The following is a 25,124-nucleotide window of genomic DNA, read 5'->3' on the forward strand; positions in this document are numbered from 1 at the left end:
ATGGCTGGAAATATTAATGTTCAGGCCCCGGGTGGCAGTGGAGCAACTGACCTGGCAAGTTATATAGAGAAGTTACGTCAGGCTGCCAACGACACCAACAAGAAAATGTTGGAAGACGCGAAAGCTCAAACGGATGTAGCAAAGGAACAAATAAAGCTGGTAAATGAACAGATAGAAGTGCTGACCCGTAAAAATGCCCTGGAGGCAAGGGCGGCGCAGCATCTGAACGAAGAACGGCGCAATGATAAACTGGCAGCTGTTGACAAACGGCAGCAACGGATGGTGGAAAGCATCGAGGCAGGACGCGCTTCCGGTAAATACACCAATAAGGAAGCAGATGCAAAAATAAAAATGGCGGGCACCAATGCCGACAAGTCCAGGCAGAAGATTGAAAAACAGGCGGTAGAACAGAGCAAGCAGATAAGTTCCGGTGCTGCGGAAAATGATATGCTGGTGCGCATCATGCGGGAGAACATGGAGGCGGTTAGAAACGCATCCGAACAGCAGATTGCCCAGATGGCCAGGGGGGATGATTCAATTGTACAGGCGCTCGACGATAAACAGGCAGAACTCAATCAGCTCTCCAACAGGGCTGCCACTGAACAAAACAATGAAGGCAAATTTGAAAAGCGATATGCCTTTTTTAAGGAACATGTTTTTGACCAGGTAACTAAAGGGGTATCTACACTCACCAACAGCGAAAACGGCTATGATACTATCAAGGATGGTTATGAAACAGGCGGAAAAGTAGTTGGTGGCGCACTTGGTGCAGTAGCCGGGTACTTTATGGGCGACATCAAAGGAGGAGCGGAAATTGGCGCTGAAATAGGCGGTGGCATTATGGGTGCTGTTGGCGAAATGAAACAGAAACAAGCCATTTACCAACAGGATCTGCTCGCGGAAACAAATAAATTTTCCGCGCTCGGAGGCAATAGCGAAGCCGTAGTAGTGCCCGATCTGTCTAAAGTAGGAATAGATCGTATTGGTGCGGCGCAGCTGATGACAGAAGTCGCCAAGCACACCGGCACGGTGGCCAATGCGGGCAAGAATGCCGCCGACATGGTATATGCCAATAAGGCCTACGGCGTAGAAAATGAAAACTATTATAAGCTGCTGGATATACAGGGCAGCAACCCGGAAAATAAACAGAACGCGGCAGCCCTTCTTGGGGGTATCATGGCCAGGGGGGTAGACAGTGGCATTTTTAAGAAAAATGATTATGCAGGGTTAAACGATTTCCTGGGGAAATTTTCTACGTTGCAGCAATCCTTCCTGCAGGCGCAAACCAATGTATCCACCGGTGTTACGATGGATATTATGAGTCGGTTTAACAGCGTTGGGGGCGAATTTGCGGTGGGCGACTCCCGCAGTATGGGCAATATTGCTGCGGTACAGGATGGGCTTACCCACCCCGGATCCGATAGCATGAAAGCGCTCTCGTTTTTAACGCTGCGTAAACTGAATCCCGGCGCCGGCATGTTCGATATCATGGAAATGCAGGAACAGGGGCTGTCTGGCGAACACGGTATGGAGTATCTTCAAAAGATGCTGCAGTATTCACACAACGCCAGCGGCAGCGCCGATTATAACAAAATGGTGCTGAAGAATATGTTCCCCAACCTGTCGGCCAGTGCTGTTCGTAACCTGTACGATAAATACGACGGATCAAAGCCTATTAAACGGGAAGACTACCTGGAAGCTACTTCGCTTGAAGTAAACGCTCCCAAAGAGGCTGCGGAAGCCAACACCACCACCAAGGAGCGTAATGCAGCGGAAGCAAAAGACGCATTGCTGAAATCCACCGCGGAAGCAATGGAGAAGATGGGAGAGTTATCGGCCAACGCCATAAAAGAAACATTGAGTGGCGCTACAATAGAATTGAAGGATGGAGTGCTGACCGTTCCGGCACGAGGCGGTGGATCAATTGCGAAAGGATCCGGCGCCACTACTCCGGAAGCCTATAAAAACAAACAGTAAAGCAGACCGGTAAATTCTCATGGAAAACTAACGGATAGTTGTTTTACCCCAAAAAAAACAAATGGATAATCAAATAATATACCTGGTTACACACACTAATCCGGAGCTGAAAACAGTGGGTGAGTTTGTAAACGAATCTTCTTCTCCCGCCTTTGCATACGTCAATAATATTGATGCATTCCTGGCCATAAAGGATAGAAATGGTGTCACCAATAGAGAGGCTATCCTGAGAAAACATGTAATCACCAGTGTAAGGGCGGCCAATGAAAAGAAAGCAGGCAAAGATATTTCGCTGGTGGTGGGTACCAAACTGGCCGTGGAAGCGGATAAAATAAACCGCTGTACCTTGCTGACGGAAGGGATAGAAGTAGTCAGCAACGATATCACTTTCTTTAAAGCGGATGAACTGGCCAAACTGGAAGACGATATCCGTTATCGTCCGGTAGATACCATTAAACCAATGGACGGCCAGGAAGCGCTGGGAGTGGCCCAGGTGCAGTACCCGGGTGTTACCGTGTGGATATGGGCCAAAGCATTGTCCGACCCGGGGGATACTTCAAAAAAAGGAAAGATATTCAACGTAACCCCCTATCTCACAAAGGCGGCTACCAATGTAACAAAGGAAGGTGGTGGACACTTCCAGCTTTCACTGGCGCCTGTCGTTTGCACGCTGGAACATTCAAAATGGGTGCTGAAAGAAAACGAGGTGATACAGTATGTGGATAACGACTCGCTGGAACCGAAACAGTTTTTTAGTTTCAGCAATCTATACAACGACATATACAAGGAAGACGATACCAACCATCAGCGCAACGCTTTCTTTTTTAATAATGTGATCAGTTCAAACGACCTGGTATTTATCCGCTTTGAAACGCTGGAAATGGAAAAGGATCAACGCAGTGAAGACACTGTCAGTGATTTCATAGACCCCTCCGGCTTGCCTGGCCGCATTTACGATATGATAGGACTGGTGGATAAAGTGAACATCCATATCAGCCCTGCGAATACAGATGTAAGTATAGATATCACCGGCCGCGACCTGTCCAAACTATTTTATGAAGATGGTTGTTATTTTTTTCCGATGGAATTTACCAAGGGAAAGCTGGCGCAGCCCGGATCTGCCTCGAATGACGATCCGCTGATGAAAAGGGTATCGAATGAAACAGGGCTGGCTTACCTCGGGCTCTATTTTGCCCAGCCACTCAATAAAATATTTCAGTTCATCATACAACAACTGGCCAATGTCAGCATCGTCCCTGATGAGCTGTTCAGCAGCTACGGCGACAGAAGAAATTCGCGTTTAAACCTGCTGCCGGAAAATGTAAAAAATAACGCGGATCTCAGTCAGCGACTGGAAGGCATAGAAAAAGAAGTAAAAGATATTATTAAAGACATACGCCGCCAAAGCGGCAAAAAACTGGAGAAAGCGGAGGATGAAGAAGTAAAGGCCAAAGAGATATTTACGGAGTTAAAACGTTTCCTCCAGTTTATCCGCGATCAAAAAACGAGAAAGGTCTCCAATAATGCTACCACCGGATGGAAGAAACAGGCATATCCTTATCCGGGGGCTGCTACGGAAGATGTAGCAGAAGACATGCTGACCAGGTATATGGTGGACAATATGTACGGATTCAGGTATGAACGACCCACCTTCACGTCGTATTATACCGACAAATGGATTCCGCTGATCGACCGTTATCTCGACGAGTTGTCCGGCAGCTCCAAATATAAACCGGAGTATACGGAAGGAACAGCCAAAGGGATCTGGCAAATAGTGAAGCTGCTGGTAGATGAAGAGGTAAGTGGCCGTCGGCTGATCGACAGTTCTATTTCCAATGCTTCCGGTAGCCTGATCAACCTGTTTAAAAAGGTTTGCCAGCAGCCGTTTGTGGAATACCATATGGATACCTATGAAGACATGTTCTTCATTATGCTGCGTAAGGCGCCGTTCGACAGGAGATCCGTTTTAAGCGCATTGAAGGGCGAGGTAAGAACAGATAACAAAGCAGAAACAAGACGCCCAACCATCGTTAACATCCAGGCGCCGGACGTATTGAATGAAAGCCTGGAATTTTCTGATACACAGGCGATTTCCTGGTACCAGCTGATTCCAAAGGCTACCATATTCGGACAAACGGATCAGCTGAGCACCGCCATGCTGCCTGCGTTGTATTTCCAGGAGTACGCAGCGCTGTTTGGTTCCAAAACCATGCAGCTCACGCATAATTATATGCCCAGCACGGCGCTGAACCCCACCACCAGCCAGGAGCTAAACATCGTGCAGAAACAAACAGTGCTGGACCTGAAGTTTATGATCGAGTCTACCGCTTATTTGCCATTTACGAGAAGCGGCACTATCGTCATTAACCGCGACCGACGTGTGAAGGTGGGGAATTTCATCCGGTATAAACCAACAGGGGAAATATTTTATGTAGACGCGGTACAACACAATTATGCCATCGCGGAAAATACTATCGACGCTTATACTACTATCCAGGTGAGTCGGGGTATGGTGGAACAGCTTATTTACGGCGTGCCTGTTGAAAATACCGCCGGCGCTGATACCTCCGGTACCATTGCTTCTTATTTTAATATTATAGAAACGATATCGGAGGCCCAGTACAATGACCTGGAAAAGGAAGCCGCCAAAAAGGCTGCGATGAATAAACCAGTTACGCCGGCGCCTGCACCGGCCCCAAAAGCAAAAGATGGTATTGATCTATCGAAGATCCAACCGGAACCGGCAAGAAGGGATCATACCTATGTGCGGCCCCCGGTGGTGCCTGAGCCCAAGGCGGCGGAAGCATCGTCTGCCGGTCCGGCAAAAACAGCTGCAACCCCTGCGGCTTCTGCTGCACCGCGGTCGAGCGACCAGGTGGGGCAGGTTCGCAAACAATCGCTGGATGCTAACAACGATATCAGCGCCAGTGCCATTGCGGGCTATACAGAGGCGATCTGGAATATTTTCAGCCGGTTTATAAAGGCAATTAACCAGCAGGGGTATTGGGTGCATGTAGGTCCCAATGGAGGATATCGCACCGCGGCACAACAGGCGCAAATGAAAAAGAACAATGGTAATAATGCAAAGGTGGGTAAAAGCCGTCATCAGCAGGGAACGGCCATTGACCTGAATATCAGGAGCAAAACCGGAGGTGGATACATTCTTAAAAATGATCCTGCGGAAAAATGGATAGCAACAGGCGTACCGCGGATCGCCAGGACCATGGGCATCCAATGGGCAGGTGGCGCCAAAGACGGATCAGATGATGGTACGTTTGGTAACTATAGAGACCGTGTACATTTCCAGTTAACGGATACCGCGTTGAATAGTATGCCTGACGATCCCATCGCCAAACTGATAGCAGGTTCCGTACCGGCGAACGAAATAGTCACACCCGCAGATACCACTGCTGCCGCAGGGATTAACAAGGAGCAGGTAAAGCCGCCCGATCAGGGCGTGGTGGACCTGGAAGAAGTTTTCAGTCACTTTAAAGTGAATAAAGCAGTGTTCAACTACTTCGTAAACAGGCTCCAGTTAAACCCGGCATTCCAGAAGGAGGCGCAAGCCATCTATGCCAACAATGATATGAGTGAACCATTTTTTGTACCCAATATCATTGCGAAAAAAACGTCAAAATAATCGCATTACATTTTATAACTGATATGTATACACTAGGAAGAACACCGCTGCATGATTTTAAATATATGGTTGGCATTGCCTACGTGGCATTACCAAACGATCTCGACAGGGATACGTATATCAGGGACTGCTATCAGAACTATACCCTGAGCGTATGGGGAGAAGATGGCAGTTTTATGAAAAGACTACCGGTTACCCCTGAAGTACTCAACTTTATTGAGTTCCCCGTAAGTCCTAAGGAATTGGGGTCTCCGGTGGTATATGTTACGGAGGAAACACAAAGTCAACCCATCATTATCGGGCGGTTTGCCACTACCAATAGCCTGGGACATATGCAGGAAGCGGAGTTTAAGCTGACGAAAGATTATGATCAGTCACATGTCGAAATTCAGGGTTCCCCGAAAACAAACAGCCTGAGCATCAACCTGCATTCAGGTCCGGCGGCGGGTAATATCCTGGTCAATCTGACCGGTGATCAGAACGGTCAGTTCCAGGTGGCAACACATGGAGATGTGGTATTCAATACCTCCGAGAACGTGAAGTTATTACAACAGGGCTCTTTTAAAACAACTACGGTCGACAGGGAAGCCGCTGAAGATGACGACAGCAAAGATGCTGTATTTGAACAGCTGCCGGGTGAACACCGCATAAAAAATAATAAGCTTACCATCAATGAAGGGGAGGAACCTTTTGTATTGGGGAATAAACTGAAAGCATTTCTCTCTGATTTAATTGATGAAGTAAGCAAATGTACCGTTAGCACGGCCATCGGTCAACAGCCCTTACTGAATGCTGCACAGATAGCAGCCTTCAAAAAGAGAACAGATGAGTTTTTAAGTATCGTTGCCTATATCAATAAATAGATTATGCCACTGATCCCCAATAAGCTGTTTAACAGCATGAAAGCCCATCTTCTTAAAACAAATGAGAAGAAGCAGGAAGATGTGACGGTTTCCATTGAAGCACATTGCAAGCAACTGGAGCAGGATGTTTACAACGCCATCAAAAGTATCACAATTGTAATACCAGCCGGCGCCATCATTGTACAAACTTCTCAGGGTCCCGCTGCTAATGTTTCGCAGATTGTTTTAGAATCAACCGTGAAATAAATGAGTATAGAAAATGCCCGGCAAAGACGGGATAAACTAATCGAAGAAGAAGGCAAAGTTTCTTTGAACGTGCGTTATCCCAGGGAATTCGAATATTATGTTTGCGCCTTTGAACTGGTTAACGGTAAAGATAAAACGCTGCGGTATTTTATTTTTCCCGTAATGCCTTCCAGTATTGATGAATCACAACCCCGTATCTCCAATATCAAAAAAACAGTGGGAGGTATAGTGGCACTTTCCAATACCACCTTTACGCCGATAGATATTACGCTGAGTGGAAACTTTGGCAGAAAGTTCAGGATACTCCTGGGCGCTGATTACACTGATCTTGCCTCCGCGGTAAAGATCAGGGACGGGCAAACGGAGGGCAACAGCCAGGAAGATGAAACCGCTACCATTTTTGACGAGCGGGTGAAAACCGGTTATGGCTGCCTGAAGATCCTGGAAGAAATTATTGCCGAAGCAGATAAGGTAGACGCGCTGGGACCACGCAGGTTGATATTCTATAACCTGGCCTTTGGTAACAGTTATATCGTTAAACCTACTTCGTTCAAAATATCTATGAATCAGGATTCCAATATGATCCATAATTATAGTCTTTCGATGAAAGCGATTGCCCCTTTGGATGCGGTAACCAAACCGGATAAACTGAAATCCAGGTATAGCAGGCTGCAACTGGGTACGGTAGGAGAGGAGCATATTGACGCATCGGAACATTCCCTGAAAGAATCGTTATATAAAGATATTGCCTGATGATCAGATTTAACACATTACAGGAATTTCAGCAGATAACCGGGAAAAATATAAGCGAGTTTTTCCAGAAAGCGCTTAATTTTTTTAGCAATGACTACCGGTCGTTGTCGGCTTACTATGCGGGAAAAACATCCTCCATAAAAAGTGATCCATTCGCCAGGTTAGCGGAGCTGGAATCGCTGTCCCAGGTTTTTTTTGCGGCATTTCATGCCCACGCGCCTCAGCTCACCAATGTAAAATGGTGGTATCTGCTGGAGGAACTGGAAAACATCGATAACCGCCTGAGGATGATCCGGAACATTCATCGCTGGGCAAGATCTTCCCGGTCAAATGTTTCTTACCTGAAGAATATAGAACTGGATTATACGATGCCCGCAGGGCAAACACTGGAGCGCATTTCGCGGGACATACTGGAAAGCAGCAATCCACAGGATGAGTGGACGGACATTGCCCTGAGAAATAACCTGCGGGAAGAAGACTATAGTGCCGACGGCGGGGTAAACCTGAAACTTACCAGCCCGGTAAATAACAGGAATATACAGGTGGCTACCGTAGTTGATACCATGCAGGGGAAAAGTATGCTGGGAAAGGATTTGCATCGGGGGCTGCAATTTGTGGATAACGACCTGAGGTGTTTAGGTTATGATGAAACCGTATACCAGAGTGTGGAGATCCTGGCCTGTCTGAAAAAGAACGATAATCCGCATGCGCCTTCCGACGGTTTGCAAAGTGCTGTGATTGTAGGCGCCAACCGGGCATCCTTAAATTTCCCGATTATCGTGCGACAGCTCTCCGCCACCTTTGCAACGGACGATACCCTGCAGGACTTTGCAGTAAACGAAATAAAAGTGGTAGATGATAACCTGTTTATCAGCTACCAGGTGAAAACAAGATTGAATGAAACGATTGACGGCAGAATTTTAATTTAGTATGGCACTGGACATTAAACCATCTACTTCTATTGAAAGAAGATTGTTATTCCTGGAAACTCTTTTGAATACTACGGATAAAGTAACCAAAATAGCGGATAACTCTGTATTGTCAGGCATCGCTACCGGTATCGCAAAAATTGCAGGTAAGGGAGAGAAGGATATTATGCTGGCGTTAAGTCAGTTATTTCCTGATTCGGCATACAGTACACAACTGGACCAGGTAGCAGCGAATTTTGGCGTGGCGCCCCGTATGGGAAAGCTGGGCTCCTCTACTTATGTTAGGGTGATGGCTACCCCGGGTACCGCGTACTATGCCGCCATACATTTCCCGATTTCCACCGCCGGTATCCGGTTTGAATTTGAAGAAAATTTTACCGTGGGCACTATGGGATTTGTATACGCAAAGGTACGCAGCATCGACAAAGGCGCTGCCGCGAATGTAGACCCGCTGACCATCACGAGAATATCTCCCGCACCAGCCGGTCATATCAATATCATCAATGAAGTGCGGGCCGACTTCGGCCGCGATACGGAAAGCGATGAATTTCTCCGGATCCGTATTAAAAACGGCGCCAACATCCTGGCAAGAGGAACGCTGGCAATGCTGGAACAGGTGTTTATCGCCATCAATCCAAAAATATTAAAAGTGTTCCACTACGGCAGCAGCAGCGCCGGTAAGGTAGTCATAGGCATCGTTACACAGGATGGATCCCTGCTCACCACCACAGAGTTGGATAACCTGATGCGGAATAGTGCGCTGTATTTTTCATTGACAGAGTATCGCCCGTTTGGTTCTGCATTTTATGGAATAGAATTGAAGAATGTAGATTATGCCCCGATAGATGTGTCTTTCCGCGCCGACCTCGACAATGCCGCCGATCCCGACGCTATCCGCAAAGATATCCAGATCGCTGTTTCCAAATACCTGGATTTCCGCTTTTTCGATACCGCAAAAATGAGCGTCGACTGGGACAACCTGCTGGAAATAGTAAAAAATACCAAGGGTGTAAAATATGTACCCGATCAGTATTTCTACCCCAGAACGGATATTGCTATCGATAACTTTTCATTGCCCAGGCTAAGAGGATTTCTTATGCTGAACCTGGACGGGAAAATTATCAGCAATTTCACAGGAAGCCTTTCCCCGCTATATTATCCCAATGTGATCGATCACGCTTATATGTCCACCATCCTTGATTTATAATTATGGCAATTTTTGCAGAAACAATCAGAGAAGAAGGTAACAGCTTATTCATTACATGTTCGCCTGCTGTTGCCATCCTGGGTATTTCTTCTTTTACAGATAATATATCAGGAGAAGACGAACATAATTTTTTTGAGAAATTTTTCAGGTTTTCTGTCAATGGTATCGATTACAGCGAATGGCAGCCGTTAACCCTGGCCAACATCACCAGTCTGAGCTTCAACGGAGAGAAGGTGGTATATATGGAACTGAGGTATGTAAAACAGCAGCAGGACCCATCGGCCCAGCTGGCCCTGAGCCAGGTGAGCCTCGCTACTACCGGAGCACCGGTCTTCAAAGAGGCGCCGGTGTTTGAAAGATCCATCTTCGCCAGGTATTTCCATGCATACGACCCCGATGTCATAAAGTGGTATGTGAATGTGCTGCAGAAATTATATGATAAGGGAATTATCCCTAACTATATGGATCGCCTGAATGAAAACCAGGACAACGCCGACTTTATCGCCTTCTGGGAGTCTATCGCCCACTTTGTAGCCTACCTGGTGATATACGCCCGAAAGTTCGAGGAGTTTTACAAAACAGATTTTCTGTTGACAGATTTCCTGGAACAAAGGGGGCTGGAAGTATCGGATCGTAATACCCTGGCGGAAATGAACCTGCTGATGGAAAACTTCTACCAGCATATCGCCTACCGCGGCACCAAACATATTTACGACAGGGCGGAACTGGGAGCTGCCATAGATGGGGAGTTACTCCGCCTGATCAACTATCGCCCCGAAGATGAATTGCTTTTTAACCTTTATAAAAGCGAGCATTTCGGCTGGAATATCGGCAATGCGTCGCCGCTATACAAAGGGCTATACCTGAACGACAATATCAACCGGAGCTATGAAACGCATTTTGATATCCTGGATCTCACTAAATACCCTGTCTATGGAAATGTAACGATAGCACAGGACGGTGCCAAATCAGTAATGGCGGTTAACCAGGGCGGTATTGCCAGTACAGACCCTGCCTGGCGTATCAAAGTGGACGCACGTCTCGACTATGAATTTTCATTTTTAATAAAGATGAACAGGAATAGCCAGTTGACGGTTGGCATCAACGCTTATTCGAAAACCGGCACATTGCTAAACAGCCGTTCGTATAAAGATGGACAGGATGCCAATTATTTCTTTAAGAATATCAAGTTGGTAAGGGATGATTGTTACCTGTTGGTGAAACTTTTTATTTATAATAAAAACAGGAAACCATTTGCCAAAGATACGACAGAAGTGAAGCAGGGTAACGACCTTATCTTTCATGAGGATACCGTGTACATTATTCCCGACATAGCAGTTACCGGCGCGGCCAATATCTGGGGGATTCGTTTGCTGCCTATGCAAACAAATTATTCAAGAGGTCTGATCCAGGTAAATAATTTCATCTCCCTCTGGTTGAGAAACAGGAATCATGCCTATGCCATTGATGAAGTTAAATCTTATATCAGTCGTTACCTGGTACCCTATAATTCCTGGATTGCACTTACCGATGTGGGCGATGCCGGTTATAATGAAACAGAAGAACCGCCGGAAACTTTTTACTGGGCGCCGGAAGCGCCTTATTGCGAAACTACTGCCTGGCGCCCGGTACATCCTGTTTGTGAAATCAAGGACCTCGTATGGTTACCGGATATGGAAACAGCCTATTGTGAAACCCGGGAAGGTGGTCCTAACCCTAAAAATAATTAAAAGACAATGCCAAATACAGGAAAAAAATATTACGCACTGTTGGTACAGTACTCTTCCGCAACAGGGTTGCCCACAGGAGTGGTGAAACCCAATGCGCCGGGAGATCCTGATTATGTACCGCCGGTGTTTGACCCTATGGGCTGTCCGCCATCTGGTGCAAAAGTGGATATCCGCGTGAATAATAACGCCGCAGCACCTATTGTGAGCGACGTGTGGATGCGTGTAGTAACCGGAAGCGGCCAGGGTACAGTAACGCCTGGAAACAATCTTACGATTTCTGAACCGGGCTATGCACATACTGTTGAGGTAGTAGCGCCTAACGTGGGAGCTCAATGGGGCGACTTTTCACAGAAAGTGATAGTCGATCTTTTTGTTTTCCAGGATGGTGTGTTAATGCAGGCTATCGCCATCGATAATGAAACGGGATATGAAGATGCAAATGGTGAATACATTCCGCATGCAGTACTGCTGAAAAATTTAACCGGCAATATTACACTGAATGTGGTGAGTAATACAAGAGGCAGCTATGGCAGCGGCAATGTACTGGCTATTCAAACCGCCGCCAATTTTGGAAATGCAGCATTTGATTTCCGTTCGAAGCGCAATGATATGATGATTCCTGTTAACGCGGGTGATCAGTTCAAATCCACCGATTTCCAATATTATGATATGCCATTCACGGCAACAGGGCATAACTTCAATGATTTTGACCTGCAGCTGAAAATGACTACTACCGGCGGCGCCTGGGTACCTGATGAAAATGATCCGGATGGCCCAATGGTGTGGGTCCCCGAAGTATTCACGTATATTATTCCTGCAGGCGCTGCCTTTGATCAATCTTTACAACCGGCATCTGCCAATGTAGATGTAATGATCAGGATCACGAAGGTGGAAACTGCTGTGCAAACCAGTTTCAGGATCATTAACAGTACCGCCGCACCGGTGGTAAGCGATGTTGTTTATACGATCAACAATCAAACAGCCACCATTATTCCGGGAGCAGACACCAGCTTCGCAGTGCAGGGAGGCAACAACACTATTTCGCTGAACGCACCATCTGCCGGTAATAAATGGGGCGCCACCGGCCAGAATATTGGCGTTGACTATTTCGTTTTCCGGAATGAACAATTAATTCATGCCGCTTCCACACTGGGACCGGATGTTTCTTTCAGCGAATTGTCGGGCACTGTGGTGATCACTGCTGCCAGCAACAGCAAAGGCTTTTACAGCAGTGGTAATGTGATGGCCATACAGGCAGGCGATGATTTCGGAGATGCGTATTTTAACGTGATGCTTTCCGGCAGCTATTGGGGCGACGAGAGCAAAATGGTATATGAAGCGAAACAGTTCGAACATATCGACTTTTACCAGGGGGCTTTCAGCGTTAACGGGAACAACTATAATGAGTACGACCTGTTCATGGAAATCATTTCCAGCAACGGGGATTGGGTGCCGGCAGATCCGGCGAACCCGGATGCGGGAGAAATATTTGTACCTTATACATATACAGATGTTATTCCGGCCGGAAGTAGCTATGACAAGCCTATCCCTGCAAATATGTATGCAGCGGATGGATTGATCCGGTTTTATAAATATCCGGGCGCAACAAATGTGACGATCACCAACAACACGCTGGCGCCGGCACAGAGCGATGTGAAGTACCTGGCCACCGGCAAGCATGGCAGCGTTGTTCCAGGCGCTAATGTCGGCTTTTCACTGAGAGGCATTAATAACAGTATCGCCTTGTTGACACCTAATGCAGGTAACACCTGGGGCGACGCAGGCAAGAGAATTGGAGTGGATTATTTCCTTTTCCGGGAAGGTGTTTTAAAACAGGCAGTATCTACTTTAGGGAAGACCGTATTTTTTGACGGCCTATCCGGCACCAATGCCATTACCGCGGTCAGCAATAGCAGCTCCGTGGCAGGTATCGATGCTGTAGTACTGGCGATGCAGTCTTCCGCAGATTTTGGAAGCGCTGCATTTACCATTACCTCCTCTGCCGATGACCTGGGAACAGGCGAATCAGATATCATCAACACACCTGATCAGTTTGAATATAACAATCACTCGGCCAGTGCTGTTTTTACGATAACAGGGCAAAACAATAATGCCTTTGCGCTGAAGATAGAAGCTATTTCGTCCATAGGAGAATGGCAGCTGGCGGATCCGGCAGCTCCCAATGGTGCGAAAGTGTTTGTGCCGCTTACATTTACGGACAGTGTGGCCGCAGGTGCTGCCTACACCAGGAATCTCCCCGTGGAGCTCACCCTCGCAGACTGCACGCTAAGGATTTCCAAACTGGATGGTCCTTTACAACAGGGCAGCATTACCGTAGATAACCGGATGCAAACCCCGGTGGTGAGTGATATCACTTACCGGCTGCTGGATGATAGTGTAACGGTGATTCCGGGCGCTTCCAGCACAACGGCGATGTTATTGAGCAGGAATACCGCGGTGTTACATGCACCAAATGCAGGCAACCGATGGGGAGCTGACAACTACTTTATCAGTGTGAACTACTTTGTTTTTAAAGACGGGCTACTGATCCAGGCGGCCACTGTCACAGATCCATATTACCAGGTCCCTGATTTGAGCGGCAATGTTATTATCAGGGTGGAGAGCAATACAAAAGTGCAGAACCGGAACAATGCTTTTGTACTGGCCATGCAAACAACTGCAGATTTTGGAAATGGTGCTTTTTCGGTAACACAGACCTCCGTAACAGGCACTGAAACCGACACGCTGAACACGCCGGGTCAGTTTGAATTCATCAATTTCGATAACCTGGTATCAACATTTACAGTTACAGGACAAAACAATAATATTTACCCGCTGAAAATCGAGCTGTGGAGCGGAGCTGATTATTTTACGGACGTGATCCCGGCAAAGAGCAGCTATAATACCACGCTGCCTGCTTTCGCTATCAGCAGCGGCATTCTCAGCATTTCAAAATTGCCCCCGGTAACCAGCTTTACCATTAACAATCACAGCGCGGCGCCGGTAGTAAGTGATATTACCTACGCCAGCGGAGATAAAACCGGCACGGTGATTCCCGGTGGAAACAAATCCTTTACCATGCCCGGCGAAAACCTGGTGATGATGATGGACGCCACAGATGCCGGCAAACAATGGGGCAGTATAGATAACGTTATCGCTATTGACTTCTTCGTTTTCGAAGACGGCGTGCTCACTGCTGCCAGGACAACTTTTGGCAGTAACATCCGGTTAAGTGGATTATCAGGAAATGTGGTGATTAACGCTTCAGGGAACAGCAAAGGGTTTTATGGCAATGGTAATGTGATGGCTATCCAGTCAGCCGCTGACTTTGGCAATGCTACATTCGATGTAGTCATGAAAGGCGCTTACCGTGGTGACGAAACAGACACCATTAACCGCGCAAATCAATTTGAGTATATCGATTTTTATGCCTACAACCCGGTAACATTTACGGTAACAGGAATGAACCGGAACAGTTATCCATTGAAGCTGGAAGCCGTTTCTGCTGATGGACAATGGCAGAACGGACCGGATGGCGAAGTATTTGTACCATATACATTTACAGATATTATCCCCGCTGGCGCCAACTACACCGTTATACTTCCCGCAGAAGTGACGAGGAGAGACAGCTTCCTGAGAATATCCCGGCATGAGGATACAGACGTGACTACTACTATCACGATAAAAAACAGCACTATTACACCGTTGGCAAGTCCGGTAGGATATAATATCAATGGCGGTACCGCTGCAACGTTGGACATGGGCAACAGTAAACGTCTCGTGGTGCCGGGAAGCAATCATACCATTCAGTTAAACGCACCTAACGCGGGCAATCAATGGGGAAGTTTTGGTGATGATATAGCGATCGACATCTTTGTTTTCAGAAATGGTATTTTAACAGACGCCTTCACCACACTTGGAGATCAGGTAACGGTGGCCGGCTTGTCAGGCGAGGTGCTCATTACCGCCAGCAGTAACAGTAAAGGGTACTACAGTCAGGCGCAGGCATTAGCTATCCAGTCGGCGGCAGATTTTGGCGACGCCATGTTCCAGGTTACCAATGGACCACAATGGGACTATAGTGCAGATACCATCTCTGTCCCTAACCAGGTGGAATCTGTTCCTTTCAGAATGGCTGACTTCAAGGTGCGTGGCAATAATAACAACAGCTATGACCTGAAATTGGAGCTAACAAATGAGGAGGGAAATACATGGACGGATATTGTTCCGGCCGGAAGCAGCTACAATAAAGCATTGCCGGCAGCGTATTTTTTGGGAGACCCGGTGTTGAGAATATCCAGGGTATATGTATTACCACTGGAGACAAGCTTCAAAATTTATAATTTCACCTATGATCCTGTATTCAGTGATATAGCCTACACCAGTGGTAGCAACACTGGTACGGTTACGCCAGGTGAGGATATCACATTCACCGTAACGGGCAACGATAAAAACATTGTGTTAAATGCTCCCGGCGCCGGACAGCCCTGGGGACAGGAAGGCAGAATGACCGGCGTGAGCTATGCTGTTTTCCAGGAAGGAAAACTCAGGCAAACGCTAACCACCTTCGGGGACCCCGTTACCTTCGAACATTTATCCGGTGTGATAGAAATCCGGGCATACGCACATGATGCAGCAACGACCCATAACGGACGGTCGCTTACTGTGCAAACAGATGCCGACTTCGGCAGCGCCTATGCCGATGTTACTATGACTATCGACGGTGTAAGCAACAACTACGAAGTGTATGATACCATGTTATACATCCCTTATGAGGGGACAGGGTCGATTGGCTGCACAATTTCCGGAGCTAACAACAACGACTATCTGCTGAAAATAGAAGCCATCAGTAATGCCGGCAGCTGGAAGCTGATAGACCCGCAGAATGCCGCCGGTGGCTGGGTATATGAACACTATTCCTTTACAGCGATGATACCCGGGGGAGCGTTTACCTTCACACTTCCTGCGGGAATAACCAAAGCGGATGCTATCGTGAAAATTACGCGCGTACCGGTTCAAACTACCTTTACTATTAAAAACCAGACTGTCGCGCCGGTACTCAGCCCTGTTTATTTTGAAACCAGCTCCCATGCGAATACGCTGGTGCCCGGACAAACGATCACGTTTAGCGAATGGGGTACGGAAAAATCGATAACCCTCAAGGCGCTGAATGGAGAAACGCAATGGGGCAACCCTCAACAGTTTGTTCGGGTTAGCTTTTTTGTATCGCAAAACGGAAGATTGAAATATGCCTTTTCCCGGATGAAGAATATATCTTCCGTTGGAGCTTTAAGCGGTCAGATAGAAGTCGCGGTAATTAGCCATCAATCGGCTTATGGCTATGTAGGTAATGTTTTGGCGCTGGTAACGGAAGCCGGTTTCGGAGCGGCTTCATTTGTGGTGAGTGCAACCGGTGGGTATACAGCGGTGCCATCTCAAACGCTGAATACAGATAACTATTTCGGCCATATGGATTTTGCGGGTGATGACACTGTTTTCACGATCGCCGGTCAAAACAACAACAACTACGATCTGCAGCTCGACATCATTTCTGAAACCGGTGCGTGGTCGGAGAATGGAGCAACTTTTATCCCCTTATCATTTGCGGAAGTGATACCTGCAGGCAGCTCGTATAACCTGGTGATACCAGCACTGTTAATGGAAAACCAGCAGAGTGCAATACTACGGGTATCGAAAAAAGAAAAGCCGCTGGTATCTACCACTATTACCCTCAATAATAACACCGCAGCACCCGCTATCAGTGATATTGCCTACAATGTATACGGCAGGGGAGCAACAGTAGTACCCGGAGCCACCGCTACGTTTACAGCGCCGATGAATATCAACAGCATCGTGCTCCATGCACCGGCCGCCGGTACTAAATGGGGAGAAACAGGTCAGAATATTGGCGTGGATTATTTTGTGTTCAAAGATGGTGCGCTTTATATGGCGCTGACATCGATGGGCGGAGACCTCACCATCGGCGACCTGGCCGGAAATATTGTCATCAATGCCCTGGGCAACAGCAAAGGATATTACTCCAGCGGCAATGCGCTGGGCATTCAAACAGCCCCCGATTTTGGTAATGCAACATTTGCGATAGCCATGACAGGTGCCTACTGGGGAGACGAAACAGATACCGTGAATACCGCCAGCCAGTTTGAAAGCATCGATTACTACGGCAGTAATGTACACTTCAACATCACCGGGCAAAATAATAATGCCTACAACCTGCAACTGTCGTTTATCACCACAGCAGGCTGGTATGATGATAATTGGGAGTTTCATTCCTATGCCTTTACGGAGATAATTCCGGCAGGAGCCGCGTACAGCAGGGAGCTTTCAGGCGATTCAATCCGGCAGGATGGTATTATCAGGATCAGCCGGTACTGGCCGCCGAACAATGTACAGATCAATAACAAAACATCGGCCGGCGCAAAGAGCGATGTGAGCTACCTCATAGGTAATAAAAGCGATGTGCTGAAACCCGGTAGCAGCGCGCAACTGGTGACCTATGGCCCGCAGGATTTTAAGTTACAGGCATTGCAGGCATCCATACAAGGGACCATCGATTTTTTTGTATTCCGGAACGAAGTGCTGATAAAAGCCAGCTCTGTTAAAAATACAGACGAATTTACGCTGCCGGCATTATCGGGAGATATCGTGATTAACGCTACCAGTAATACCAAGGGCGACTATAGGGGAGGCCTGGTACTGGCCGTACAATCGGCTGCCAGCTTTGGGAATGCAACATTCGACGTGGCGCTTACCGGGGCCATCAATGGCAATAAAACAGCTACTGTCCATAACGCCGGCCAGTTTGAATATTTCGATTACCGGGGCTGGACGGTGTATATCAACATCTCAGGAAAAAATAATAATAGTTATGACCTCAAAATGCAGGTGATTACACCGGCAGTACGTATGGTGCAGGATGAAAACGGCGTATATCAACAGGTAGCGCTTGCGTTCACTGATACCATTCCAGCCGGCGCCACGTATCAGAAAACGCTGGATACCTATATTGCCAACGACGATTGTATCATTTTATTTTATCGTGCGGAGTAAACTGCCGCAGCTGTAAACGGAACCGGTACTGCTATCAGCCCGATAGCAGTACCGTATGCCGGGAAACGTTCACCCTATCCTATAAAAGTTTAAAGAATAGTTTATGCAGTACAAATTGATTTTGGCCCAGGAAGACAGCCCCTTTTTCAGATGGCAGCTGAAGGTTTTTTTATCGGCTGTTGCTAAACTGGGAATATCAAAAGATGATATCATCTTTTTAACCCAGGTGCATGGTAAGCCTACCGATGAATTTAAGAAGTTTGAAAAGTATGCTACCTGTTTTTATTATGAAGATCCCAAAACGAGATTTTATGCACCATCCTGTAAACCTTACCTGTATGGGAAATTCTGGGAAGAATGTAAAGAAAATATTGACAGGTATTTTTTCTTTGCAGAACAAGATATGTTACTGACAGGGTTACCCGACATCGATCTGCAACCCAATACCTGGTACTGGAGTGATGCGGGCAAATTTATTGAGTCGGGAAAATATGAACATGTGATCGGTATGAAACCCCGAACTACGCGTCCCGGCGGGTTTCATGCCATCGGGAAAGGAGTGGATGCCGATTTCTGGTTTAAAGTAGAAGAAGACAGCATCAAGCTATTTGAACATATGGCCCGCTTCGTAGACCCTGCCTACGATATCTGGATCTGTGAAATGAGAGCCTGGATATGGAATATCTGGGACAAAGGTTTTGAAACAGATATCCATAGTGAACTGGACTATGAATATGGAAAAGGGCCGAGGCGGAATGTTAACCTGTATCATCACCTGGATGCAAGGCTCTTTAATAAAAGAGACTACACCACTACCGAACCATTCGATACCATTGATCAGTACAAGGCGAACCCCGCTTTTTCGGTATCCCGTTATATTGACGCTATTAAAGATTGCAGAGAAACGTTTTTGAAAAAATTCTAATGCCGTACAATACAGGAAAACTTGTTTATCAGTGGCTCCGGCAATACGACCGGCTCACTGGTTTACCAACCGGGTTGCGCAAGCCAAATGATCCGGGAGATACTGACTATGTGGCGCCCATAGATAACTTTGGCGCCTGTCCGCTCCCGGTTACCTGGGAGCCAACCGATCCTTATTGCATCGTAGATGCAATGGTATGTCCAACAGGATTTGTGCCGGCAGATATGGGCAGGATATGTATCAAGCTGGAAGAAACACCGGCTACACCACCTACCGGCACCGGCGCATTTAAAGTGGTGGAGGTAACACATGGAGCCTACTCCATAGGCGGGGCACGTATTTACCGCGACGGCTACACGCCGGACGGAAAAGGCGCCTACGATCCCATACCTGTTGCTAATGAATACTGGCGTAACAGGCTCGGTAACAAAATAGACGGTCCGTTGAACAGATGCGGTGTGTGGGGCGACTCCGACAATAACGGTCGCCCGGATTCAATCAGCGGAGAATGGATAGGTTTTGTAGCCGTAGTGGAATTGCCGGTAGATGAAGATGTATATGTGGGTATTGCAGGTGATAACGCAGCGCGGATTACGCTTACCAATATGGCGGTGACTAACCAGACGCTGGTGCAGCAGCAGTATAACAACACGCCATCTGAAAACTTCAATTACTGGCATATCTACAAAGTACGCCTGAAAGCAGGCCCTAACTATATTAAACTGGAAGGTATTGATGATGGCAGCACATCTGCTTCTTTTGGCGCTGAAATTTATCGTAATACCGCCGAACAGATCAGGAATGCCACCCGCAATAATGACCTGAATATTTTGTACTCTACCCGGGCTGCCCGCGGCGGTACATTCCAAACAGGTTTATCCGGTGGATTCTCCTGTCCTCCGGGCTATACGCTGAATCCGAATAATGGTCACCCGGTTTGCCAGAAAATTACTACTGTGGATACGATAGGCAGCAATTCAGGTATGAAAGGATATGCGGGCAGGCGAAGGCTGGTGAATTTCATCCCGGATGGTTTTACCGAGCCTAATACGGAGAACACCGGCTTAGGTACTTATTTCCCGCCGGTAGAAGATAAAGATACCTGCCCGATCCCGGTAACAGAGCTGAAACCATTCGATTATTGTGTAGTCAGGTACAAATGGCTGGATGATGCCGGCGGAGACCTGGATACCTTTACCGGTTATATCAATACGCTTACCCCGATAGATGAGGGCTGGGTAGGCTTTGGTCAGAACGGATCATATCCGCAGCTGCCAAGAAATGTGGACCCGGCGGAAAGCTACCTGCTTTGGGCAAGCGATAATACCGGCAGTGGTGTGGAAGCGGTGTTACTCAGCTTTAAAAACTTTATCCGTGACTATCCTGTTACCGCAAATGAAATACAGGTAAAACTGAATGCGGCCTGGTACCGGGAAGTTAAAAACGGTAAGGTGGATATAGAACTCACTACCTATCTCGGTGGTACAATGGCGAAAAGCGGGTACGACTTTCAAAACACAGGCGGTATCATAGTGGATTCCATCACCCTGCCAACAGTGGTTGAAATCAGGAGTAATTCTGCAAAGATTGAAGATTCAGATAACGTTGCGCTTGTTGTATATAACAAAACAACGAAGCAAGCTACAATTCAATTAGTCTAATGGTTCAGAATACAGGAATTGTCAGGTATGAAAACCTGGAAGAATATATATTGGGTTCAGGGGCGGCCACCGGGCAACAAAAGGAAAATAAACCGGGTGATCCGGATTACGTAACTCCCGGTTATAACGCAGCGTTGTGCCCCCTTACACCGCCCGTAAACAATGAAAAGCGCAGTGATATCACGATGAAGCTTATCAACAGGGGGAGCCAGTTCCTGCAATTTGTGCAGCTGGAAATATCCCCCTGGGATAAACGACAGGCGGCTGATTCGTTGTATAATGCACCGTATACCCTGTTTCCCGGCCAAACGGTTACCTTGCTCGGTACCAGTATACGACAGGTGACCGACTGGATAGATGTGAAACTCGTGACGGGGGAATTCTCCGGTCAACATAACGTGAAAATGCAGGTCGCTTTCACTAACAGCGGAGGTAAGAAACAACTGGCAGAAAAAACGCTGGGCAAAAATGTGGGCATCGTGCTGTCACACCTGTTAATTGACCGTACTGTGGCCGGTGGAGCAAACCTGCTGGAGATAACACTGGAGGATCTTCCGGAGGTATCAGACAACAATATTCCTCCATCAGCTGATGCAGGTAAAGACCAGCACGTAACCCTGACCGATGGTTTAACCGTGCAGCTGGAAGGTACCGGCGGCGATAGTGATGGCAATGTGGTGAGTTATCATTGGGGCAAAATATTAGGTCCTTTACCTTATAACATCAGTAATCCCCAGATCGCTAACCCGGTAATAACCGGGTTGATAGCCGGTATTTATAAATTCCAGCTCACGGTAACGGATAACAAGGGCGCTATTGGCCAGTCTGTTGTAACCATAGAAGTGAGTTCAGTGGTGGAAGATCCGAACGGTAACCTTGTGGCTTTGGTTGACTCCACCCTAACAGCCGCTGCGATTACACAGATACAGTTGTTCCCGTTGAACGGTGATCCTGCGGTAGAATTGTTAACCAACCCTATTACTGCCGCAGAAGGCCCGTCTATGCTGATCCCGCCTAAAGGCAGGTACAAGGTATATGTAACGATTACCGGTCAGCCGGGCGCCGTAAAAATACAATATGGTGATACTGTTTCCTGCCAGTCTTTCCACGGAGAAGGACTGTATATTTTCCAGGATGTGGAAATAGGCAGGGGGAAATTTGGTATGGCGCTTACCTTAACCGCCGGAAGTTGTGGTGATAGTTCTGCGAGTGATGTATTCGTGAAATTGAACACTACCAATTCGAGAACGGTGGAAGAAGCAGCGTTACCTTATGGAAAGCAGGTAACACAACAGGCACAGATCAAGGCCGCTGTTTTCGCCGACATACAGGGCACCACGCCTAAAACGGCTAACATCATACTCAACTACAGGCTGGAAACAAAGGATAACCTGACCGGCGCTGTCGACACCCGTGATTATTATACGGAACTGGTAAACCAGGACAGTCTCACGATCGGAGGCACGTTGTCGGAGAAAATCTATGATCTTACCCAACTGGCCGAAGATCAGCTGACCGTGGATACTACCACTACTTATTCGCTCTTACCTGGGGCGGGTTACAGAATAATATAAAATTGATTGATGATTAATTATAAGCTTGTAAATGTCAAAATTTAAATTTAGCCCCGATTTATTTTTAGAAGCGATTGAATTAAACCGATTTGCTGATTTTTTAGATGAACAGGGATTCAGAAAGAATATTCTTGAAAATTCCATTTCATTTGGATTAATAAAAAATGAGCGGATAGATCCTCTCTTTTTAAATGCCAAAGTAGAACGTGACCTGGATACCACTGTTGGTCAGAAAACAATTAAAATAAGGGAAGCAAGAGGAATTGATGCTGATGGAAATTTCCTGTATCTGCCGGAAACCAATGGTATCCCGGTACCTGCGGATGGTAAATGGTACTGGGTGAAGTTAAACTATCATTCCAGTCATGAAGAACCCGGTACGGTTACCTTATCGATCAATGGTGACCTGGTTGGAGATGGTACGGCCTTTACAAAAACCTTGAGAGGGTTACCCAACTTTCCGTCGCGGATTTCCTTTCCCGGCTCCCGCTTTAACAAACAGGAGTATGATATCATTGAAGTAGTGGATGATTTACATGCAAAAGTATCCCATCCGGCTACCACTACAACAGGCATTGCAGAATTTGTGGTGGAAGAGAACCTGAAATACAGGGTAGTAGGTACTTTCACGCCGGGAGCGGCGGTGCCCAATGCCAATAAGTTTCCTTTCCTGTATGATGCATGTGCTTTTAAACTGGAGCCGGAAATCACAAATAATACGGTGCCCGCTTCCTTCCTCGTGGGTAAGGAATTTTATGTAGCGAGAATCAGGGTGGAGGGCAACAACGTAGTTATCCAGGATAAACGTACCGAGTACTGGATTACACAGGCGGCGTATGAGGCCACATCGCTGACCCTGGATGATAACCCGCTGATTGGTGTGGAATCTGTTAAATGGCAGAATCCATATGGCCCTGCCAATAAAAACCTGGTGCAGATAGCGTGGGGGATGCGATCACAGAACTGGTCGGTAGACTCTTCCTTAAATATCCTGACGTTGCTGGGGGGCGCTATTGGTGGTGGTTTTAAATCCATCGATGATTTTTCCAATGGGGATTTCGACGGATGGAGAGTGTATTTCCCGAATGGTATCTACAGGATTGTTACCTCTTCTGTAAAGCAAGGGCTGGCGATCAACCTGCAACTGGATGTACTGGATGTGGATGATGTGTCGGTAGATGGCGGCAGCACATTTATTACCGGTGAATATGTGCTCGTGGTACCTGATTGTGATACCGTGGTAGTAAAATTTGAACCCGATCCGCGCGATCATGTGGAAAACGTAGCCGTGCAATTAGATTACCCGGTAAATACATTATTTGCGGTTTGTGAACTGAGTACATACGCAGATGTATCTTCCTACAATATTGCTTACAGGTATAAATCACAGAAGGAGTATACCGATTTCCGGCCGATTCCGTCTGATCTTAAAACAGGTTTTTTAACCGAAGCTTCTTTTACAAAAAACGGTGTGTTAAAGCCCATTGAAAGCAGGAGCTATCAAACCTATACATCGGACCGGGTGAACGGGTTTATTCCCCTGCAGGTGGCCCCCTACGCTTATGCAAAGTTTGCCGGTAAAATTGACAATGGTGATATCAGAAGTGTAAATACCATTACGAGTTTCGCAAGCCAGCAGGTGATGCAGATAAAGGTGGGGGTAGATAAAAACTACCAGTACATTACCGGCAACATCACGCTTACCGATGATTTGTATATCAGCTTAAGCAATGAAAATGCATCTGAAGGAAATGAATTCCGGTTTCACTTCGATTGTGTATCCCTTGGTTTGGCAGGTAAAAATATTTATATCGTCAGAAATTATGAGGGTGGTAATCCGGATGTGCTGAAGAAGATCACACAGGCTGATGTATGGCATATGCTTAATCACGATGGAGGTATTACTTTTAACTGTATCTATACCGGTAGTGTCTGGTCGGTGGCTACTAACTATGAATTGTCGAGACCGTACCAGATTGGGATGACGGATGGTGTAATTGCCGAAATGTTTGATACCGGCGGCTGGGGAAAAGTGAAAGGATATTTTGGCTGTCATCTTTGCGATGGTAATGAGGGTACGCCAAATTTACAGAACAGGTTTATTGCAGGCGCGGGCGGACAATATCTGCCCGGACAAACAGGCGGTGTGGATAAAGTAACACTGACTGTGGCAGAAATGCCGGCTCACTCGCATACATTTAGCAGGGCAGGAGATAGAAAGCTCGATATTGTAAATAACCATGCGGTTGTGGAAAGTAACTATGACCATTCCGGTAATTTTGATTGCAGCATGAACAATACAGGTGGTAACCAGGCCCACGAGAACCTGCCGCCGTACTATGCCTTATTTTATTATAAGCAGATGTATTAACAGCAGTGAGATATGCTAAACCCCGGAAAATAATTCCGCTCTTTATCGTAGCGGGATTATTTTCCATATTGATAAAATGACGATTTAACCAACTTTTCTACAACTGTTTTTGTTTTTATTTTCCATGGAGAAAGATTAAATTTGTAAGTAACAAAGAAGTTAACCCTAAGTAAGAAAACT

The 25,124-nt window shown here is 46.9% G+C and carries 13 protein-coding genes; all 13 read left to right on the forward strand.

What is annotated here, in order from left to right; all coding sequences use genetic code 11:
* The 13 genes from KE626_RS30030 to KE626_RS30090 all read left to right on the forward strand — a co-directional run bounded on the left by KE626_RS30030 (nt 1) and on the right by KE626_RS30090 (nt 24,944).
* Nucleotides 1-1,977, forward strand: a complete 1,977-nt coding sequence (locus KE626_RS30030; protein WP_211976767.1) for a hypothetical protein — start codon at nt 1-3, stop codon at nt 1,975-1,977.
* 61 nt (nt 1,978-2,038) lie between these two features.
* Entirely contained in the window at nt 2,039-5,617 is a 3,579-nt protein-coding gene (locus KE626_RS30035; RefSeq protein WP_211976768.1) for a M15 family metallopeptidase, read from the forward strand.
* 23 nt (nt 5,618-5,640) lie between these two features.
* Nucleotides 5,641-6,480, forward strand: a complete 840-nt coding sequence (locus KE626_RS30040) for a hypothetical protein (RefSeq protein WP_211976769.1) — start codon at nt 5,641-5,643, stop codon at nt 6,478-6,480.
* A 3-nt stretch (nt 6,481-6,483) separates the two neighbouring features.
* The gene (locus tag KE626_RS30045; protein ID WP_211976770.1) at nt 6,484-6,726 is read left to right on the forward strand and encodes a hypothetical protein; all 243 of its coding nucleotides are present in this window, start codon (nt 6,484-6,486) and stop codon (nt 6,724-6,726) included.
* A complete protein-coding gene (locus KE626_RS30050; protein ID WP_211976771.1) occupies nt 6,727-7,479 on the forward strand; it encodes a hypothetical protein in 753 nt (250 codons plus the stop codon).
* Nucleotides 7,479-8,408, forward strand: a complete 930-nt coding sequence (locus tag KE626_RS30055) for a hypothetical protein (RefSeq protein WP_211976772.1) — start codon at nt 7,479-7,481, stop codon at nt 8,406-8,408. The genes KE626_RS30050 and KE626_RS30055 overlap by 1 nt, the downstream gene beginning before the upstream one ends.
* 1 nt (nt 8,409) lies before the next feature.
* Nucleotides 8,410-9,615 (forward strand): baseplate J/gp47 family protein, encoded by a 1,206-nt coding sequence (locus tag KE626_RS30060; protein ID WP_211976773.1) that lies wholly within the window; start codon nt 8,410-8,412, stop codon nt 9,613-9,615.
* A 2-nt stretch (nt 9,616-9,617) separates the two neighbouring features.
* Nucleotides 9,618-11,345 (forward strand): hypothetical protein, encoded by a 1,728-nt coding sequence (locus tag KE626_RS30065; protein ID WP_211976774.1) that lies wholly within the window; start codon nt 9,618-9,620, stop codon nt 11,343-11,345.
* A gap of 6 nt (nt 11,346-11,351) precedes the next feature.
* Nucleotides 11,352-18,413, forward strand: a complete 7,062-nt coding sequence (locus tag KE626_RS30070) for a hypothetical protein (protein WP_211976775.1) — start codon at nt 11,352-11,354, stop codon at nt 18,411-18,413.
* Between the two features lie 103 nt (nt 18,414-18,516).
* Entirely contained in the window at nt 18,517-19,338 is an 822-nt protein-coding gene (locus KE626_RS30075; RefSeq protein ID WP_211976776.1) for a hypothetical protein, read from the forward strand.
* Nucleotides 19,338-20,999 (forward strand): hypothetical protein, encoded by a 1,662-nt coding sequence (locus KE626_RS30080; RefSeq protein ID WP_211976777.1) that lies wholly within the window; start codon nt 19,338-19,340, stop codon nt 20,997-20,999. The genes KE626_RS30075 and KE626_RS30080 overlap by 1 nt, the downstream gene beginning before the upstream one ends.
* Nucleotides 20,999-22,573, forward strand: a complete 1,575-nt coding sequence (locus tag KE626_RS30085) for a PKD domain-containing protein (RefSeq protein WP_211976778.1) — start codon at nt 20,999-21,001, stop codon at nt 22,571-22,573. The genes KE626_RS30080 and KE626_RS30085 overlap by 1 nt, the downstream gene beginning before the upstream one ends.
* A 31-nt stretch (nt 22,574-22,604) precedes the next feature.
* Complete coding sequence (locus KE626_RS30090; RefSeq protein ID WP_211976779.1) at nt 22,605-24,944, forward strand: hypothetical protein; 2,340 nt, start codon at nt 22,605-22,607, stop codon at nt 24,942-24,944.
* Nucleotides 24,945-25,124: the final 180 nt, after the last annotated feature.

Origin of the sequence: Chitinophaga hostae, assembly GCF_018224885.1 — a bacterium.
Taxonomy (GTDB): domain Bacteria; phylum Bacteroidota; class Bacteroidia; order Chitinophagales; family Chitinophagaceae; genus Chitinophaga; species Chitinophaga hostae.

What these genes read in the sequence shown, in the direction of transcription:
- KE626_RS30060 (WP_211976773.1), top strand. Translation starts at nt 8,410, where the DNA reads ATGGCACTGGACATTAAACCATCTACTTCTATTGAAAGAAGATTGTTA.
- KE626_RS30045 (WP_211976770.1), top strand. Translation starts at nt 6,484, where the DNA reads ATGCCACTGATCCCCAATAAGCTGTTTAACAGCATGAAAGCCCATCTT.
- KE626_RS30065 (WP_211976774.1), top strand. Translation starts at nt 9,618, where the DNA reads ATGGCAATTTTTGCAGAAACAATCAGAGAAGAAGGTAACAGCTTATTC.
- KE626_RS30085 (WP_211976778.1), top strand. Translation starts at nt 20,999, where the DNA reads ATGGTTCAGAATACAGGAATTGTCAGGTATGAAAACCTGGAAGAATAT.
- KE626_RS30035 (WP_211976768.1), top strand. Translation starts at nt 2,039, where the DNA reads ATGGATAATCAAATAATATACCTGGTTACACACACTAATCCGGAGCTG.
- KE626_RS30030 (WP_211976767.1), top strand. Translation starts at nt 1, where the DNA reads ATGGCTGGAAATATTAATGTTCAGGCCCCGGGTGGCAGTGGAGCAACT.
- KE626_RS30090 (WP_211976779.1), top strand. Translation starts at nt 22,605, where the DNA reads ATGTCAAAATTTAAATTTAGCCCCGATTTATTTTTAGAAGCGATTGAA.
- KE626_RS30075 (WP_211976776.1), top strand. Translation starts at nt 18,517, where the DNA reads ATGCAGTACAAATTGATTTTGGCCCAGGAAGACAGCCCCTTTTTCAGA.
- KE626_RS30055 (WP_211976772.1), top strand. Translation starts at nt 7,479, where the DNA reads ATGATCAGATTTAACACATTACAGGAATTTCAGCAGATAACCGGGAAA.
- KE626_RS30070 (WP_211976775.1), top strand. Translation starts at nt 11,352, where the DNA reads ATGCCAAATACAGGAAAAAAATATTACGCACTGTTGGTACAGTACTCT.
- KE626_RS30080 (WP_211976777.1), top strand. Translation starts at nt 19,338, where the DNA reads ATGCCGTACAATACAGGAAAACTTGTTTATCAGTGGCTCCGGCAATAC.
- KE626_RS30040 (WP_211976769.1), top strand. Translation starts at nt 5,641, where the DNA reads ATGTATACACTAGGAAGAACACCGCTGCATGATTTTAAATATATGGTT.
- KE626_RS30050 (WP_211976771.1), top strand. Translation starts at nt 6,727, where the DNA reads ATGAGTATAGAAAATGCCCGGCAAAGACGGGATAAACTAATCGAAGAA.